Origin of the sequence: Sphingobium sp. TKS, from assembly GCF_001563265.1 — a bacterium.
In the GTDB taxonomy this organism is placed as follows: Bacteria; Pseudomonadota; Alphaproteobacteria; order Sphingomonadales; family Sphingomonadaceae; genus Sphingobium.
This window is the reverse complement of the sequence record NZ_CP005085.1, coordinates 203,875-219,930: the sequence shown is the minus strand read 5'-3', so window position 1 is coordinate 219,930 and position 16,056 is coordinate 203,875. Positions and strand designations below refer to the sequence as shown.

General features: G+C 62.5%; 15 protein-coding genes. 9 read left to right on the top strand and 6 right to left on the bottom strand.

The features are described 5' to 3' along the window. Nucleotides 1–39: 39 nt before the first annotated feature. The 3 genes from K426_RS26260 to K426_RS26245 form a co-directional block, all read right to left on the bottom strand. Nucleotides 40–564: a hypothetical protein gene (locus tag K426_RS26260; RefSeq protein ID WP_021243586.1), complete on the bottom strand. Its 525-nt coding sequence runs from the start codon at nucleotides 562–564 to the stop codon at nucleotides 40–42. Between the two features lie 465 nt (nucleotides 565–1,029). After that, nucleotides 1,030–1,668 (bottom strand): response regulator transcription factor, encoded by a 639-nt coding sequence (locus K426_RS26250; RefSeq protein ID WP_021243584.1) that lies wholly within the window; start codon nucleotides 1,666–1,668, stop codon nucleotides 1,030–1,032. A gap of 78 nt (nucleotides 1,669–1,746) precedes the next feature. Continuing rightward, nucleotides 1,747–2,316 (bottom strand): PilZ domain-containing protein, encoded by a 570-nt coding sequence (locus K426_RS26245; protein WP_021243583.1) that lies wholly within the window; start codon nucleotides 2,314–2,316, stop codon nucleotides 1,747–1,749. 274 nt (nucleotides 2,317–2,590) lie between these two features. Here K426_RS26245 and K426_RS26240 point away from each other — a divergent pair, with 274 nt between their 5' ends. Continuing rightward, nucleotides 2,591–2,971, top strand: coding sequence for a BLUF domain-containing protein (locus K426_RS26240; protein ID WP_236614710.1), 381 nt, complete (start codon nucleotides 2,591–2,593; stop codon nucleotides 2,969–2,971). 441 nt (nucleotides 2,972–3,412) lie between these two features. Here the strand turns inward: K426_RS26240 and K426_RS26235 are convergent, their stop codons facing one another. Continuing rightward, a complete protein-coding gene (locus K426_RS26235) occupies nucleotides 3,413–3,997 on the bottom strand; it encodes a response regulator transcription factor (RefSeq protein ID WP_021243581.1) in 585 nt (194 codons plus the stop codon). Further along, nucleotides 3,994–5,610: an MASE1 domain-containing protein gene (locus tag K426_RS26230; RefSeq protein WP_082749227.1), complete on the bottom strand. Its 1,617-nt coding sequence runs from the start codon at nucleotides 5,608–5,610 to the stop codon at nucleotides 3,994–3,996. The genes K426_RS26235 and K426_RS26230 overlap by 4 nt, the downstream gene beginning before the upstream one ends. A 258-nt stretch (nucleotides 5,611–5,868) precedes the next feature. On the opposite strand from K426_RS26230, the gene K426_RS26225 reads away from it, so the two are divergent. The 3 genes from K426_RS26225 to K426_RS26215 all read left to right on the top strand — a co-directional run bounded on the left by K426_RS26225 (nucleotide 5,869) and on the right by K426_RS26215 (nucleotide 7,974). Continuing rightward, entirely contained in the window at nucleotides 5,869–6,513 is a 645-nt protein-coding gene (locus tag K426_RS26225; RefSeq protein ID WP_021243579.1) for an outer membrane protein, read from the top strand. 410 nt (nucleotides 6,514–6,923) lie between these two features. Then, a complete protein-coding gene (locus K426_RS26220; protein WP_021243578.1) occupies nucleotides 6,924–7,124 on the top strand; it encodes a DUF5818 domain-containing protein in 201 nt (66 codons plus the stop codon). A 556-nt stretch (nucleotides 7,125–7,680) separates the two neighbouring features. Further along, complete coding sequence (locus K426_RS26215) at nucleotides 7,681–7,974, top strand: HU family DNA-binding protein (protein WP_021243576.1); 294 nt, start codon at nucleotides 7,681–7,683, stop codon at nucleotides 7,972–7,974. Between the two features lie 154 nt (nucleotides 7,975–8,128). On the opposite strand, the gene K426_RS26210 is transcribed toward K426_RS26215, so the two are convergent. Beyond that, nucleotides 8,129–8,779: a winged helix-turn-helix domain-containing protein gene (locus K426_RS26210; protein WP_046766109.1), complete on the bottom strand. Its 651-nt coding sequence runs from the start codon at nucleotides 8,777–8,779 to the stop codon at nucleotides 8,129–8,131. Nucleotides 8,780–9,183: 404 nt separating this feature from the next. Here K426_RS26210 and K426_RS26205 point away from each other — a divergent pair, with 404 nt between their 5' ends. The 5 genes from K426_RS26205 (at nucleotide 9,184) to K426_RS26185 (ending at nucleotide 16,013) form a co-directional block, all read left to right on the top strand. After that, nucleotides 9,184–10,032, top strand: a complete 849-nt coding sequence (locus K426_RS26205) for a DUF7146 domain-containing protein (protein WP_031290520.1) — start codon at nucleotides 9,184–9,186, stop codon at nucleotides 10,030–10,032. 112 nt (nucleotides 10,033–10,144) lie between these two features. Beyond that, nucleotides 10,145–12,337, top strand: a complete 2,193-nt coding sequence (locus tag K426_RS26200) for a strawberry notch family protein (RefSeq protein WP_082749210.1) — start codon at nucleotides 10,145–10,147, stop codon at nucleotides 12,335–12,337. Nucleotides 12,338–12,427: 90 nt separating this feature from the next. Then, on the top strand, nucleotides 12,428–13,660 hold the full coding sequence (locus K426_RS26195) for a site-specific integrase (protein WP_007015824.1): 1,233 nt from the start codon (nucleotides 12,428–12,430) through the stop codon (nucleotides 13,658–13,660). Continuing rightward, complete coding sequence (locus tag K426_RS26190) at nucleotides 13,657–15,012, top strand: tyrosine-type recombinase/integrase (RefSeq protein ID WP_009823940.1); 1,356 nt, start codon at nucleotides 13,657–13,659, stop codon at nucleotides 15,010–15,012. The genes K426_RS26195 and K426_RS26190 overlap by 4 nt, the downstream gene beginning before the upstream one ends. After that, nucleotides 15,009–16,013: a site-specific integrase gene (locus tag K426_RS26185; protein WP_009823939.1), complete on the top strand. Its 1,005-nt coding sequence runs from the start codon at nucleotides 15,009–15,011 to the stop codon at nucleotides 16,011–16,013. The genes K426_RS26190 and K426_RS26185 overlap by 4 nt, the downstream gene beginning before the upstream one ends. Nucleotides 16,014–16,056: the final 43 nt, after the last annotated feature.

Sequence of the window (16,056 nt, the reverse complement as noted above, 5' to 3'; positions counted from 1 at the left end):
CGATGAGACGGTTGCAGGGCTGAACCGCCCGCGCTTCCCTCATTTTTCAGCGTCCCGCGCCTGTTCCTGCGAAGTTGCCGGCGGGCTCATGATCTTGCAGCTCTTGGCGGCCGCCAGCCCACGAAGATAGCCGCGCCGGGCGATCCCGGCCGTCACCGCCGCCTGCAAGCGCCGTTCGGCGGGCGCAGCGCCGCTTATTTCCCGCACCAGACCGCGAAAGGGAATGAGCGAATTGACAACGCTCTTGCCTACGGCTTCGGCGATCTTGCCCGCACGATTCTCGTTCGCATTTTCGCTGGTGGTGAAGTCGGAGCCGAGCACGGCGTTCAGGTCTTCCAGCGAGGCTTTCAGTCCCTTGCAGCTGCGCGAAGGCGGCCGCTTATAAGGGTCTTCCATCGCCTCTTGCAGGACCTGGGGTATTTCCTTCTTGTCGAGGCCGACGTCACGGACGGGTTGAGTGGCAATGTCGCCGGCCTTTTTGAGCGTCTCGTCCTTCTTGTCCTGTTGCTGCGCCCATGAGGCACTCGAGCAAAGCAGCAGCGCAGCCACGCCGATCCATTTCATCGTCGATTTTCTCCCTGGATGTCTCAAGCGCCTGGATTTGCACGCGGTTCCAAATTCGCATGGCGGATGATGCATATCAGGCGGAATGCGGTTCGGCATCCCGGTCGCAGGCGCTGCGCTTGTCAGGCAGCAGGAGAGATCGTTCCATCCGGGAATTTCCCCGGACGGATTGGTACGGCCCGATTCATCTGCGGACCTGAGGGCCGGCAGCCAGGAATTGATGCAGGCCATTCTGGCCGGCTCGCCTTTGCTCGAGGGTAAGGCGGCGATCGCCAACTGCGGCGGCATGGACCTGGCCGCGTTCATCCGGTGATTCTGAGAGACTGCGACGGTTTGTGGAAGCGCATCGGCCCGCATCAAGCCGGCAATTCATCAAATTCCCGAATTTGCTGATGACCCCAATGTAAATTCCAGAGCTGTGCGATCGTCGTAGAACCACCTTAGATCGTCATTGCCGGCTCGCCTTCAACAGGCCTTCTCGGGGAAGGGCGCGCGCGAAACCCCGGCTGCGGACAGCAAAAGCAAGGCATCGGAAAATCTGGTGACGCCTACCTTTCTCATTATGCGCGTCCGATAGGATTCAACCGTTCTGACGCTCACCTGATATTGCTCGGCGACTTTTCCATTATCCCTCTCCAGCGATAGAGAGATCATCATATGGAGCTCTTTCCTCGTGAGCTTATCAAGCTGCTTGGCTGCGCTGCATCGACGCGCGGCAAACTGGATTTTCCTGCCAAGTTCCGGGATGGCGTGCGCGACGAGCTGCACGATGGCATCGTCCTCGAAGGGCTTTTCCAGAAAGTCGTCCGCTCCCTCCTTGATGGCCTGGACTGCCGTACGGACGTCCGTGTTCGCCGCCATCATTATCAAAAGCATGTCCGGACGGCGGCCCTGTGTCTTCCGAAGCACGTCCAGGCCATCCATGTCGCACAGGCGCATGTCGATGATGGAGATGCCCGCTTCAAGGAAGCCCAGCGCTTCTACAAAGTCGTTGCCGGATGCAAAAGAAGTGGGCTTGTGGTTCTGCCCCCGCAGAAGCATCACCAGATGGCGGCGGACGCGCGCGTCGCTGTCCACTATATAGATCGAGCATCCGGTATTCATCGCAGGTCGCCCGCACTCCTTTCCCGCTCAACGCCCTGCCAGGAGTATCGTTGCGGGCGCCGCGACGGCGCCGCGATGTTACAGGCCTATCGCGCGGTCGAAGAAAATGCCTGCCAAATCGCCGCTTGCCCATTGAACGCGTCCGATACGCACATCAGCTCCGCGCGTCTTGACCAGAAGACGCGTGCCTTCCCGCAAGCCGGCCGTTTCGATCATCATCCCTTCAAGCGACATGTTGCGAACCGTGCCGACGAGCACGGGCGCAGACTTCACGATCGTTGCCGAAAGGTCGGCGGCGAGCCGGAGCTCGCGGGCCTGTTCGCCGGCTGCGGCGGCAGGTGAATTCCCTTCAACCCCGCCAAAGCACACAAGAGGCTCTTCAACGAGAAGCCCGCATGTCGAGCCCCTGGTCCAGCGAACCTCGGCCGTCACGAATTTCTCACCGTCGAAGCTCACATGCACCGTGTCCCTGAGGCTGAGCGGCAAGGCGCACTGGCCGCTCAAGCCGCTTCTGGAGATGTTGCCAATCGCCAACGTGGCCTCGCGCACCACAGGGTAGAGCAAGGCCGACTTGTAAACCGTCTGACGGGGATGGCGGCGCAGTTCGGCGCCTTCGAGCTGGAAATCACTGGACTTGTGCGCAAACATGGAAGGCCTCCGGGGTTCGGGGGCGCCCTTAAACCGCATTCCTCGACATCGCCTTACCAGGGCCTTCGTATTTTTACGAAGCTCGCAAGGGCGATGATATTCACCTCTCGCCTTGCAGAATGGGGTCTCGATCGCGACTCCCCCCCGCAGGCAGCTGCAAGATCTAGGTGGGGTGCGCCAACGCCTCCACCCTTGCGTCTCGCCTTTACTCTTCTGATCTAATGGGCATAAACGGCCTATGTTGGATCGATGGTTCTACATCAGCACGAGCCGGTTGGACGAGACCGACGCCGAGAGGCACGTCGGGGATATCGTCGCCATTTCTGTACAGAGAAATCGTTCGCTGGAGGTCACCGGAGCGCTTTTGTTTACAGGACGTCACTTCGCTCAGTATATCGAAGGTCCTCCTGCAGCCATTGCCGCACTCCAGGAGAGCATTCTCCAGGATCCCAGGCACCAGGATATCGGTACCATCGCCTGTGGTTCCTACCCGACCCGTCATTTCCTCACCTGGTCCCTTGGCTATGCGGGTCCCTCGCGCTTCGTCGCCTCGAAGGTTGAAGGCGCCCTCACCGATGCCCTGAAGAACCGCCAAGGGGGCGCCCAGGCGCTATTGCATATGCTTGAGCAATTCGCATTCCCGGGCAGCAGCTAGTTGCCTGGCCTGGCCTGGCCGGAGTCGAGGAGCCGCCTCGCTGTCCTTCCCGAAAATCCTGTCTGTCTTGACGCGCACCCTCGCTGATCACGGGCTTTGCCTTCTCCATCACGGCGAGCAGGCTCACCTGACCGATCAGGACGGCTGAGGTTGAAGGAGCCGCGATCTGCCGCGCACGGTCGATAGCTGGCATCATCTGTTCGCTCGGGCAAGGCGGGAAAGTCCAAGGCATGCAGCGCATGTTCCGGTCCGGCCTGGTCGAGATCATGCTTCTGTTGAAACCGGGCGGCGGGGTCGCAACGCCGCCCGGTGCCCATCCAAGACTGGACCTGGCGCGGCTCCTATCAGGCAGCAGGTGGGATCATTCCATCCGGGAATTTCCCGGGATGCAGGCAATGGCCAGGGGTCGCGAAACGGCTCGCTCTTCGCTTGCCTGGCGCGTCATCCGGGCGAGGCAAGGGCAATCAATTGGGCGAGCCCGCTGGTCCCCGTCTTCGCCATGATCGCCGCCCGATGATCCTCGACCGTCTTGGGGCTGAGCGCCAGGATCCCCGCGATCGCCTTGTTGCTATGGCCCAGGACGAGCAGGTCGAACACCTCCCTTTCCCTGGGCGTCAAGGCTGCGGTGCGGCCCAACTGCCTTCGCCTGCGGCTTGACCAGGCCACCCCTTCGGTGACAGCGGCGATCAGGCGCGCTTCATCAATCGGCTTTTCAAGATAATCGAGGCCGCCATGGCGGCGGACGGCATCTACGGCATTGGCCGTTGTGGGCCAGGCCGTCATGAAGACGATCGCGACGGCAGGATCGAGGAAGCGGACACGGTCGGCAAAGCCGAAACCGTCCAGATCGTCCATCATGACATCGGTCACGATGCAGGAGGCCGGCGCCTCGACATAGGCATTGAGCAGCATCACGGGATCGAGAAATGGCTCCGCGGCAAAGCCTTGCCGGCAAAGCAGTCGCGCGACGCTGCCACCCAGGTCGCGATCATCGTCCACCACATAGACTTTGGGCTCGCCCGTCATGCACAGTCTCCCGCCAGTGGCAGCATGATGGACGCGAGCATGACGCCGTCGGGCCCTTTGGTTCGGGTCAGATGTCCGCCATGCGCTTCCACGATGGCCTGGGCCACGAGAATGCCAACGCCCATGCCCATGCCGTGAGAAGCCTCAGGTTCATATCGGTTGAGAACCGTGATTTCGGCCCTGCCGCCCCTTCGTTCGCTGCCCAGCTCGACCGCCCGGTCGCTGGAGTGCTGAATGGCGTTGCGCAGCAGGTTCATCAGCGCCTGGCTCAGTTCGACCTCCTGTCCAAGAATGACCAGGTCCGGGTCTGTCGGGCCGACTTTCAAGGCGACGCCCTGGCTCCTGGTTTCAGGCGCGGCGATGGCGACCACGCTCTCGACCAGCGCCGGAACGGGCAGGGGACTGGGTTCATCGACCACGCGCCCGCCGAACCGGCGCAGGCGGCGGACGAGGTGGGAAAGGGCGGCCGCCTTGCGATCAATGAGCGCTGCGCTCTCCCTGATTTCCTGTCCGGACCGATCGGTGATTGCGTGAAGATGCCTCGCCTCGATCGCCAGGGTGGACAAGGGCTGGCTGATCTCATGGATCACGGCCACGGACATGGCCCGCAACGTCTTGAGACGCTCGGCCTGGAAGAGCAGCCGATCGCGTCGCTCGAGCGCTGCCCTGGCCTGCTTCTGGGCGTCGCGATAGCTGCCTGCAAGATAGCCCACCACCATGATGGTTGCGAGGTTGAGATGGCGCTCGAGACGGTCCGTCGTGCTGATGGCGTCGGCTGTCTCGGGCAGCAGCAGCCAGGCCACGGCCGCCAGGGAGATCCAGGCCGCAAGGCGCCCGAAGCGCAATCCCGTCCAGGCAACGGCGAGGATGACCGGGGTCGGCTGAAAGCCAAGGCCGATATGCGTGAGGAGACGGGTGACGACGATTGCTCCTCCTAGCAGGAAGGCCATCTCCATGACCGGTGTCCAGGCAATGGAGGGCGGCGCGAGGCGCGAAGGCAGGGACTTGCGCCCGCGTCCGGCTGTCCCGGCGATCCAGAGAAGAGGGGGCGCGATGAGGAGGACCCCGAGCAGGTCGCCAACGGCGAACGCGGTGAGCGAGGTGATCACATCGGGAAGGGTTGTGACCTGTGTCCGGTCCGGTCGCCAGAGAGCTTCGGGCAGCGCCGTGAGCGCCGCGAAAACCGGCGCGGCCGCCGCAGCGAGGCTAAATGGCATTGGCGGCGTCATCATGCCTGCCCTGCTGCCGCTCGAGAGCCAGCGGATGACCCCCACGATCGCGCCATAAGCGAGGACCGGGCGCACGATGCCCCACAGCGCGATCAGCCGGTCGGGCGAGGCGAGGGAAAATCTTCCCATCCCCAGATTGACCAGCAGTTCGACGATCATGATTGCAGGGGTCGCCCTCGGTCCAAAATGCCAGAGGAACGCGAGCCGAAGTCCTGCGGGCGGGAACCAGAGTGAATAATAGCCCTCTCCGCCCCAATAGGCGGCCATCGAGAGCGCGAGCCAGAAACCCAGCCCGTACAGCATGAGGATCAGCGGGCCCGGCGCTGGCCGCGCCGCGCTTTCTGCCTTGCCACTGCGGCGCATGGGGAGAAAGGCGCTGGTCATTTGGCCTTCATTGCCGGGACGGGCGCCGTTATTGAAGCAGGGAAATTCCCGGGGCCGCCATTTTTTCAAGCGCGGGCGCGCGCCTTGGTCCTTCGCTGTGCAAGCATAGTCAGACATGAGATATGCGCTATGCTTCCGGTAAAAGCCTCTTGCCAAGGAATCGAACAGAATTGGTTGACGTTGCAGGTTTGCCTCTCTAGGCGGCTCTCCGGGTCGCAACCGAAACGATTAGACAACGCGAACCAATTCAGGGGAACCATGAAAAATATTTCCATCGCGCTTCTGGCGATCGTCGCCGGGACCTCCTGCGCTCATGCAGAAACCTTTTCCGGCCCGTTCATCGGCGCGCAGATCAGCCGCGACGCCTATGAGGTCAAGGCTGAAGGCACCGACATTGGCATTGCGGCTCTGGACCTCGACGGTCTGAGCGGCAACGGCATCGGCGGCGGCCTCTATGTCGGCTACGACTATGCCCTCTCGAACAGCCTGTTCTTCGGCGTCGAAGCCAATGCGAACTATTCGGGCGCAAGCATCTCTGCCAGCCTTGATGACGGCACGAATAGCGTGAGCGGCAAGATCCGGGCGCGCGAATCCTTCGGCCTGAGCGGCCGGCTGGGCGCCATGATCGCCGACAACACCGCTCTCTATGCCCGGGGCGGCTGGCAATCGACCAAGTTCAAGGCGAGCGCCTTTGACGGCGTGGACAGCTACGGCACCAAGACCATGCAGGACGCGCTGGTCTACGGCGCTGGCCTGGAAACCCGCATCGGCGCGCAGACGTCGATCCGCGTTGAATATCTGATTGAGGATTATGGCAGCGCCGGCCTCAACAAGGATCTCGGCGCCAACGGCATCCGCGTCGACAACAACAAGCTCTCGCTGGGCATCTCCTGGCGCTATTGAGCTTGAGCGTTTTCTTGGCAGATGGAAACGCCAGTTCGGCGAAGCCAATCATCTGCTGACCGGGAAACGCGACACAATAAATATGTAGAGCGGTCGAGCCGATGCACTCGTTTCGCAATCTGCTCTTGCGCAACGAGCCAGGAGGGCGTCCGGACGACGGACGCCCTTTTTGGCAGGGCGCCCATGACCGTTTCGCGCTTTTCCTCAGACTGGCTCCGCTTGTTTCACAGTCGGGCGGAGTCCCTTTTGAGCGGCACGCCTTCACTTGCCTTGGCGCTTTCGCGCGGGGGAAGCCCCACGGAATGTTGCAAGCCCGCTTCGTTCATGGCAGGCAATCGGCGCGAGCGGCGGCGGAACCTCATCCTGGCCGGGGGACATGAAGCGTCCGTCGCCAGCCTGAAGGAGCATCGATGCCAAGAGGTTCACGCCACGATCTGACCGGAATCCTGCTCGAGGCTGGCCTTCACCCCGTCCTGCGCGTAGCCGATGGCGGTGAATGGCGCCTGGATGTCACCGGGCGCTATCGACACCTGCTCGGGCGCAGGGTTCGGGTCGCAGGCATCCGATCAGGTTTCGATCTGCTGGACGTTCTGCAAATCGAGCAGGCCTGACCGGCCGGGCCGTGCCCGGGCGCCTTCAATCAAGCTTCAGCGCCCCTGATCGATCAGCCACATCACCGCCATCCAGAAGGCCAGCGCCAGCGGCAGGAGCAGGATGAAGCAACTCCCCTGAGGAAGGCGGCGGCGGGAGGGACTTGAACCGGTCATGGAAACTCCAACTGTAAGGCCGCGATGTTTTTCGGGCGCCGTCGTGCGGTCACAGGGCATCAACGCCCGACGCTCGCATCGGATGCGCGCTACAGGAATAGCGGGAGCTTCTTACCTACTGGTTTACAGGGACGTGTCGGACCGCTCCTGCGACGGGGTGCCGGCAAGGGGCCAATCCCCTCCCAACGTCCACGCAGGCCGGGCGATGCGCGTCGACGGCGTGATGCGAATGCCAAGTATTGGAAGAATCAAAACTCCTGAATCCTTGCAATTTCATCGAACAAAGCTATTGCGGCTTGTTGAAGATCGACCGTGGTTCCTGTCCCTGGTCCTGGACGGCGCCATCATGGGGGCATGAAAGCGGCGATGGTTTGAGGAGGGGGATTGTTCAAGGTGCGTGATGATCAGATCTGAGCTGATCCAGAAGATGCTCGAAGAGCATCCCGATCTCTCCGCTTCGGAAGTCGAGAGCATCGTCAATCTTTTCTTCCAGGAAATCATCGACAATCTCGCAAAGGGCGGACGGGTCGAGATTCGCGGCTTTGGTACCTTTACCCCACGGCCTCGCATGGCCCGGATGGGGCGCAATCCCCGGACTGGAGAATGCGTCCCGGTGGCCGAAAAAAATGCCGTGCATTTCAGGCCGGGCAAGCGGATGCGTGAGCGGCTTCGCGCGCAGGGGTCAGGGGATTAGGCGACGCCTGGCTGAGGCTTGCGGCCGTTCCGGACCTGCCAATGCATGGAAAAGGAACGCGGGCAGCTCCATCGCCTGAGGGGAGCGGCTGCCCGACCGGCCACCGGCCGCCCCGCAGGCGCAGGCCAGCCCTTGGGCTGGCCTGGTGGCTCGGTCACCGCGCGGCAGCCTGGCTGTGGCTTTGGCTTTCACTCATGCTCGCCTTTCTGGTCGGTCTCAAGGACACGCCAAGCGCGTTGACGATCCCGAAGGCAGCGCTCGGAACTATCCGGTAGCTTCGCCGCCCGGTCTCGATGGCGCCATCCTCAAAGCCCCGGCTTTTGAGGCTTGAGCGCAGCTGGCAGATATAGACGCGCACGACATTGGGACTCTCCGAGAGGACGCAGGCCGCGTCCGCCAGATGGGCGTGCGAGACAAATTGCCCCGGCTGGCGGAGGAGGCAAAGCAGGACGCCGGCAGACGCCCAGCCTTCCAGGGCGAAGCAATCGACAAGCCGCTGGCGAATGAATTCTTCCCGATCTCCTGTCTTGAGGCCCCTGCATAGGGCTTTGAGGGCCTCTTCGACGTCGGCCTGGTCCTCCGTCATCGCCGAAAGCGCGTAACGCGCCGCCGCACCTGCCCGGCTCGCGCCAATGGCTTTTGTCAAAGGCGCGCCAGTATCGATGACCTGGTCAAGAACGTTGCGGACAGCCGCGATGGAATTAGCGGCTTCCAGAAAGGACTGTTCCAGAGATTTCAGGTCATCAATCGTGAGAGAATCCAGCCTTACACTCTGATTAATGGTAGATTTGTCTTCCGATCCCAAGTGAATTCTCCTAGTCCTGCGAAAAATTCCATCCATTCGTGGAATTCTATTATGTTAAAATTGACATTAACGGCTCCTTGCCCCTCGAATGGGGCTCGCATGCGCGCACAAGGTCCGAATAGATTTCAGTTAACCCCTTGATAGATCAGAAGCAAACAATAATGCGCTGATCTGAAAGGATTCGCATGTCACAAACATGAAATTGACGAAGAATCCATGTTCGTTCCTCCTTTTCGATGCTCTGGAATCAGCTGATCCCGCCGTCTGCAGCGTTGCGGTATTTCAGACCGAACGCCCCGAGGAGGCCCGCTCGACATCCGCATCATCGGATGCTGTCCCGACGCCACCCCTCGGTTCGGCCGAAAGGGGAGAGTGGCTGGGCGATGGGAAAAGGAGATGGGCTGATGCCGCTGATAACCCGACGACCGTCCCAGGACACCATCGACCTTGTAGGGGCCCTTGACGGGAGCTGGCATGGCCGCACCGCCATGTGCCGGTGTCCCGTGCATGATGATCGAGCCCCAAGCCTATCCATACGGCAGGGCGATCATGGGATTTTGGTCACATGCTTTGCCGGCTGCGCCCGGGAGGATGTGCTGCGTGCCTTGCGGCGCATCCCGCGCCGCAAGCGCTTCGCCTATTGTGACACGCCCTCCCGGTCTTCCGGGAGTGCAGCGCGCCTGTGGGCGCAGGCCGGCCCTGTCAGCGGAACCCTTGCCGAGCGCTACATGACCCTCCGGGGGCTCGAGCCGCCCGTCGCCGATGTGCGATACCATCCGCGCTGTCCCTATCGGCCGCTGCCCTGGACGAGTTATCAGCCCGCTCTTCTGCTCGCGGTCCGGGAGGGGCGGCAGCTGACCGCGGTCCAGCGCATCTTCCTTGATCCTCAAACCGGGGCGTGTCGCATGAAGCTGCTCCTGGGCAGGCCGGGCGGGGGCGCCTGGCAGGGCGGCGGCAGGCCCGATTCTGTGCTGGCGCTTGCAGAAGGGTTCGAGACGGCTCGCGCCTTCAACCTGCTCGAAGGCGAGCCCTGCTGGGCGAGCCTGGGCGCGAGGCGGCTCGACCGCCTCATATTGCCGCAGTCCCTCTCATCGCTGATCCTGGCGGCGGACAATGACGGCGAGGGCGAGCGCGCGGCCGCGCGGGCGATGCGTCGTTACGCCCGGCCTGGCCTCGAGATCAGCATCAGGACGCCCAAAGGCGTCAAGGACTGGGCCGAGGCGCTCGAAACGGTGCGTTCCCCGCAGCGCTGAAGCGCGACCAAAGCGCCTGCCGGTCTTCCAGCCGGCAACCCACAGGCAAGAAGAGGGGGCGTGAAGGGCTGACGCTGTCGAAGGGACAGCCAGCTTTTCGGAGAAATGATCCATGCCCGCCATCCCCGATGCCCTGATCCTTGGCGAACAGCGTGCCGCCGCCATTCTTGGCGATCGCCTCGGTTCCACAGACCCCATCACCCGCGCGGACCTCAGCGCAGCGATGATGCAGGCTTTTGGAGGCAGCGATGCCGATGGCCTCTGGACCCAGCGCGACAGCTTCGAGATCCTTGAGCATGCGCTGGTCCAGCATCTTGGGCTCCGCCCCCTTTCCCTGAGGAAACCCTGCGACGTCGCGGCCGCATGCGACCTTCTTGATCGCCTTCCAACCCACACAGTGCGCAGCGAGGAACAGGTGGAATGGCAGCAATTCTCAACGCCGGTCGATCTTGCCGCCCTCGCGGTGGTGCTGGCCGACATCCAGCCCGACGATATCATCCTTGAACCCAGCGCCGGCAATGGTCTTCTTGTGGCCCATTGCGGCCGGTCCGCCACCCTTCAGCTCAATGAACTTGCGCCGCGGCGGCGCATCCGCCTTACCCAGTCCTTTCCCGATGCCCTTGTCACCGGCCATGATGGGGCGCTCATCGATGCCGCACTGGCTGCCGCGCCTCGGCCAAGCCTGGTCCTTATGAACCCTCCTTTTTCCCGATCGGCAGGCCGCGGCGCCGACCGCCATGCCGCCCTGCGCCATCTTGCAGCGGCCCTGCGGCGGCTGCGGCCCGGGGGCAGGCTGGTCGCGGTCATGCCCGAATGGTTCAACCCCCATGCACGGATCGGCGACCCTACCTGGACGGGACTCCAGCATGCCAGCCTGCGCGCCTCCATTCGTCTCGACAAATGCTATTTGAGGCACGGCACGTCGATCAGCGTGCGCCTTCTCGTCATCGACAGGGTCGGGGGCGGCGAGGTTCCCCCAACCATCGAGAGCGGCTCGATCCGCGAACTCATCGCGACGCTTGCAGTCCCGTCCCGTGCCCCTTTGCCGCCATTGCCCGCGCAGCCCGGGCGTCCGGCAGCGATTTCCCTTTTCAGCGCCGCCAGAGCCACCCGGCCCCGGCCCCGGCCCTGTCATGCGCCGGTCCGCAACGACGTCGCCGCCGTGCGCTATTCAGCGCTCGATACGCCGGCCCCGCTTCTTGGACAGGTCGGGGTCTATCTTCCCTACAGACCGAGCCGTATCCGGTTCGAGACGGCCGGCGAGCATCCTACCGCGCTCGTGGAGTCCGTGGCGATGGGCTCGATCGCCGCTCCCATTCCCCGCTATGTGCCGCTCCTGCCCGAGCGTACTGTCTCTCACCGCCTGCTCTCGGCATCCCAGCTCGAGACGGTCGTCTATGCAGGACATGCCTGGTCCCAATTCCTCCCGGGCAAATTCCTTCCCGCCAGGGAAGGGGCGGGCCTTGAGGAAAGCGAACAGGGGCATGCCTATCGGAAGGGCTATTTCCTCGGCGATGGCACGGGAGCCGGCAAGGGCCGCCAGGTCGCCGCCTGCATTCTTGACAACTGGCTCCAGGGCCGCCGCCGCAACATCTGGGTCACCAAGAATGAAATGCTGCTCGAGGACGCCCGCCGCGACTGGACGGCGCTCGGCGGGCTGCCGGGCGACATTCAGCCCTTGTCCAACTGGAAGATCGACCAGCCCCTCGCGCTTGAGCAGGGCGTCCTCTTCGTCACCTACCCCATGTTGCGATCCGCGCGCGGCGCAAGCAGCCGGCTGCAGCAGATCATCCAATGGGCAGGCCCCGATTTTGAAGGTGTGATCGGCTTCGATGAAGCGCATGAAATGGGCGGGGTTGGAGGCGGTGAAGGCGCGCTTGGACGAAAAGAGGGCTCGCTCCAGGGCCTTTGCGGCGTTCTGCTCCAGAACAACCTGCCCGGCGCGCGCATCCTCTATGCCACGGCGACCGCAGCCTCCGACGTCAATAATCTGGCCTATGCCGTAAGGTTGGGCCTGTGGGGACCTGAAACCGCTTTCGCCAATCGCGAGCAGTTCATCGCCGATATCCGCAAGGGCGGGATTGCCGCTATGGAACTGGTGGCGCGCGATCTTAAGGCCCTGGGCCTCTACACCGCCCGCGCGTTAAGCTTTGACGGCGTTGAATATGAGATATTGCGGCACGAGCTGACGCCGGGCCAGATCGCGATCTATGACCGCTACGCCGAGGCGTGGGCGGTCTTATGCGCAGCTCGCCATAAGATGCCTTATCGCGAGGAAGCGGTAATGCGGAGGAGCGCGGCGTAACCGGCGAATTCCCATGATAGTGTGCGCAGTTGCTGCGCATTATATTGGTTGCGAACCTCGGCGGTCCCTGGACCAGCTGAGGAGGCAATCATGTTGAAGTTGCATGACGAGTTGATCACCGAACTCTCGAATTCGCTCACCACACAGAATTACAATCCCGTGGTCGTGGCGAACCACCGTCTCTACGCCCGCGCGTTTCTCGATTATCTGGCCGAGTGCGATATACAGGTCGAGACTGTGACGCCGCAGCAGGTCGATCAGTATTTTGGCTATGCGGTTCAGGATTTTGAGATCCAGTACGGTCGGCCTCCCAGTGCGCGTTGGCACATGTTGCCCCGCACCGCGATCGCCAAGCTCCTCCGGCTTGCTCAAGGCAATTGGCCCCCGGACGCAGAAATGATCGGTCCCGATGACGAGCATCGACATGAAATTTGCCGCGAATACGAGGCATGGCTGCGCGAGGAGCGCGGTTTGGCAAGCGCGTCCATTGCGGCGCTGATGTGGGAGGCGCGAAACTTCCTGCGATGGCAGTTCGACCGGGCCGGTGCCGCCAGCCTCGAAACGTTGAGCATCGTGGACATCGATCTCTACATGGACATGCGCGCGCCTGGTTTACGGCGCAAATCATTGGCCGATGTCGCTGAGCGTCTCCGTTCGGTGGTTCGCCATCTGCATCGGACGGGTCGCATCCCGACCGATCTGACGCCACACATCATCGGCCCCATGCTCTATGCCTACGAAGATGTGCCGTCGACGCTGGAAAGGAGCCAAATCGCCGCGGTTCTGGCGACAACGCAGGAGGACAGATCGCCACGCGGACTACGCGATTATGCGATACTTCAGCTGCTTGCCACGTATGGGCTGCGCGAAGGTGAGATATGCCGCCTTCGGCTCGATGACGTGGACTGGCGCGCAGAATCCCTCCGGATCTGCCACACCAAGACCAACGCGTACTCGTACATGCCGCTAATGGTGACTGTTGGTGAAGCGCTGCTGGATTATCTGCGCCTTGGGCGGCCCCAGGTTGAAGTGCGGGAAATCTTCGTCCGATCCTGCGCACCCTATATCGCAATGACGAACCTGTACGGCATGATCCGCGGTCGGTTGGCCGCCGCAGGCGTAGTGCCAGCAGGAAAGCGGGGGCCGCATGTCTTCCGCCACGCACGTGCGGTCGAAATGCTGCGGGCATCGGTCCCGCAAAAGATCATCGGCGACGTGCTCGGGCATCGATCCACCGAATCCACCAATACTTATCTCAAACTGGCAACAGATGATCTCCGAGCCGTGGCACTCGAGGTGCCTGGAATGGAGGTGCTGTCATGAGCGCCTGGCACGATCCCGATCGCACCGTCGTCGACGCCTTCCTGGTAAAATCGCAGTTCCGGCCGGGAAGCGTACCGACATATCGCTGGTTCCTTTGCACCTTCGAAGATGTTGCCCGCCGGCATCCGGCGGTGGACCGGCAGATGCTCGACGCCTGGCTGAAGGAGATGCAAAAACGTTGGCGATTGTCGACGCTGCTCAATCAGGTCTGCATTGTCGACCGCTTCCTCGACCACCTCGTCGAAATCGGGCTGATCGCCGACAACCCTGTTGCTGCACTTCGCCGTCGGTACAACGTCAAGCAAAGCAAGCCGATCTGGCGGGCCTTGGCTTCCCCGAATCCCGACGAATCCTTGGCCGCGTTACGACGGCCTGCGCCCTTCGGCAGCGTGCTGGGTGACTTCATGCAAGACCATGTCATGCTGATGCGCAGCCGGGGATATCAATATGAAGCGCAGGCTCACTGGCTGCTGCGGTTCGATCGGTTCCTTCAGGCCCGTCCCGACCTCGCGGAGCAACCACTTGAGGCAATGATTGCGAGCTGGGCGGCTGCCAAGCCGACCCGCAACCACGCGGCTGAATGCCAGAAGCTGGCGCGCATCCTGACCAAGGCGCGGTTCCGCCTCGATCCGACTATCCCGCCAAAGCGCTTCAATCCCCGGCCAGAGCGGGAAGTAGCGCGGGAGCATCGGCAACCGCATATCTTCAGCCCGGCTGACGTTCGGCGTATGCTCGATACCGCACGGACTTATCCGTCGCCGGACGCTCCGCTGCGGCCGTTGACCCTCTACACCATGATCATGCTGGCCTATTGTGCCGGGCTACGGCGAAGCGAGCTGGCATGGCTCGATCTTGGTGACGTGGACCTGCAATCAAGCACGATCACGATCCGGGAAACGAAGTTCTACAAGACCAGGATCTTGCCTCTATCCGACAGTGTCGCGGTCGAACTGCGCGCGTACATCGATGCGAGGCGGCGCGCTGGCGGCCCACAGAACCCGAAATCAGGGCTGTTCTGGCATGCCCACTTAAATGACCGCTACAGGCCCGAGGCGGTTACGACAATGATTACCAACGTCATGCGCCGTGCTGGGCTCAAGCCCGCTTCGGGCCGGACCGGGCCGCGGGTCCATGACCTTCGTCACTCGATGGTGGTGAACCGCATCCTCCAGTGGTACCGGTCCGGCATTAACCCTCAGGAAAAACTGCACTTCCTCTCGACCTACATGGGGCACCGGGATCTCCACTCCACGCTGGTCTACATCACCGTCACGCAGGATCTGTTGCAGGAAGCCAGTGAACGGTTCCGCGCGCTCGGCGCCCCGTGCCTTGTCACGGAGGCGCGGCCATGAGGAAAGGCAATCCATTGCCCGCGTTGTTGCGGGCGTTCTTCCAGGAGTGGCTGGCCGAGCAGCGCAGCGCGTCAATCCACACGATCCGCTCTTATCGCGACACCTGGCGGCTGCTGCTTCGGTTCGTCGCGGAGCGAAAAGGCTGCGGGGTCGCGCGGCTGACGCTCACCGACGTCTCGGCCGGCGAGGTGCGCGCGTTCCTTCATCATACCGAGCATGGCCGCAAGACCACGATCGGCACGCGGAACTGCCGACTGGCCGCCATCCGCAGCTTCTTCAGCTTCGTGGCGGACAAGAATCCGGAATACATCGCGCAGTGCTCAGAGGTCCTGGCTGTTCCGTTGAAGCGGGAGCCCACCTCCGCGCCGTGCTACCTCGAGCCCGAGGAGGTCGAGGCCATCCTCGCCCAGCCCAACCGATCGACACTCGAAGGGCTGCGCGACCATGTACTGCTCTCGTTCCTCTATAACAGTGGCGCGCGAATCCAAGAGGCGCTTGACCTCTGTCCCGAAGCAATCCGGTTCGATGCACCGAACTTCGTGCGTCTTTACGGCAAGGGGCGCAAGGAACGCATCTGCCCGCTCTGGCCAGAAACCGTGGCATTGCTCAGGAAGCTACTGGAGCGACAGCCCCGTGCGCCCGATGAGCGGATCTTCGTCAATCGATACGGTGAACCGCTAGGGGCGTCAGGGGTGCGGTTCAAGCTCAACGCCTACGTGGAACAAGCCGCGAAATCGACGCTGACCCTCCAGTCAAAACACGTTACGCCTCACAGCTTCCGGCACGCGACCGCCGTCCACCTCGTTGCCGCCGGGGTCGATATCACCGTCATCCGCAGTTGGCTCGGGCACGTCAGTCTCGATACGACCAATCACTATGCTCAGGCCAATCTGGAGACCAAACGAAAGGCGCTGGAACAGGTTGGCGCCCCGGCGGCGAGCAACGTGCCACCTTCGTGGAAGCGAGATGCCAATCTGATGGGATGGCTCGACACCCTATAGAATAATGTGAAGGACGTGGCGAAATGTTCCGCAGCTTTGCAGG

Excerpts from the sequence above, each read along its gene's own strand:
- K426_RS26190 (WP_009823940.1), top strand. The coding sequence starts at position 13,657 with ATGAGCGCCTGGCACGATCCCGATCGCACCGTCGTCGACGCCTTCCTG.
- K426_RS26215 (WP_021243576.1), top strand. The coding sequence starts at position 7,681 with ATGATCAGATCTGAGCTGATCCAGAAGATGCTCGAAGAGCATCCCGAT.
- K426_RS26205 (WP_031290520.1), top strand. The coding sequence starts at position 9,184 with ATGCCGCTGATAACCCGACGACCGTCCCAGGACACCATCGACCTTGTA.
- K426_RS26235 (WP_021243581.1), bottom strand. The coding sequence starts at position 3,997 with ATGACGGGCGAGCCCAAAGTCTATGTGGTGGACGATGATCGCGACCTG.
- K426_RS26230 (WP_082749227.1), bottom strand. The coding sequence starts at position 5,610 with ATGACCAGCGCCTTTCTCCCCATGCGCCGCAGTGGCAAGGCAGAAAGC.
- K426_RS26220 (WP_021243578.1), top strand. The coding sequence starts at position 6,924 with ATGCCAAGAGGTTCACGCCACGATCTGACCGGAATCCTGCTCGAGGCT.
- K426_RS26250 (WP_021243584.1), bottom strand. The coding sequence starts at position 1,668 with ATGAATACCGGATGCTCGATCTATATAGTGGACAGCGACGCGCGCGTC.
- K426_RS26185 (WP_009823939.1), top strand. The coding sequence starts at position 15,009 with ATGAGGAAAGGCAATCCATTGCCCGCGTTGTTGCGGGCGTTCTTCCAG.
- K426_RS26225 (WP_021243579.1), top strand. The coding sequence starts at position 5,869 with ATGAAAAATATTTCCATCGCGCTTCTGGCGATCGTCGCCGGGACCTCC.
- K426_RS26260 (WP_021243586.1), bottom strand. The coding sequence starts at position 564 with ATGAAATGGATCGGCGTGGCTGCGCTGCTGCTTTGCTCGAGTGCCTCA.
- K426_RS26200 (WP_082749210.1), top strand. The coding sequence starts at position 10,145 with ATGCCCGCCATCCCCGATGCCCTGATCCTTGGCGAACAGCGTGCCGCC.
- K426_RS26245 (WP_021243583.1), bottom strand. The coding sequence starts at position 2,316 with ATGTTTGCGCACAAGTCCAGTGATTTCCAGCTCGAAGGCGCCGAACTG.
- K426_RS26195 (WP_007015824.1), top strand. The coding sequence starts at position 12,428 with ATGTTGAAGTTGCATGACGAGTTGATCACCGAACTCTCGAATTCGCTC.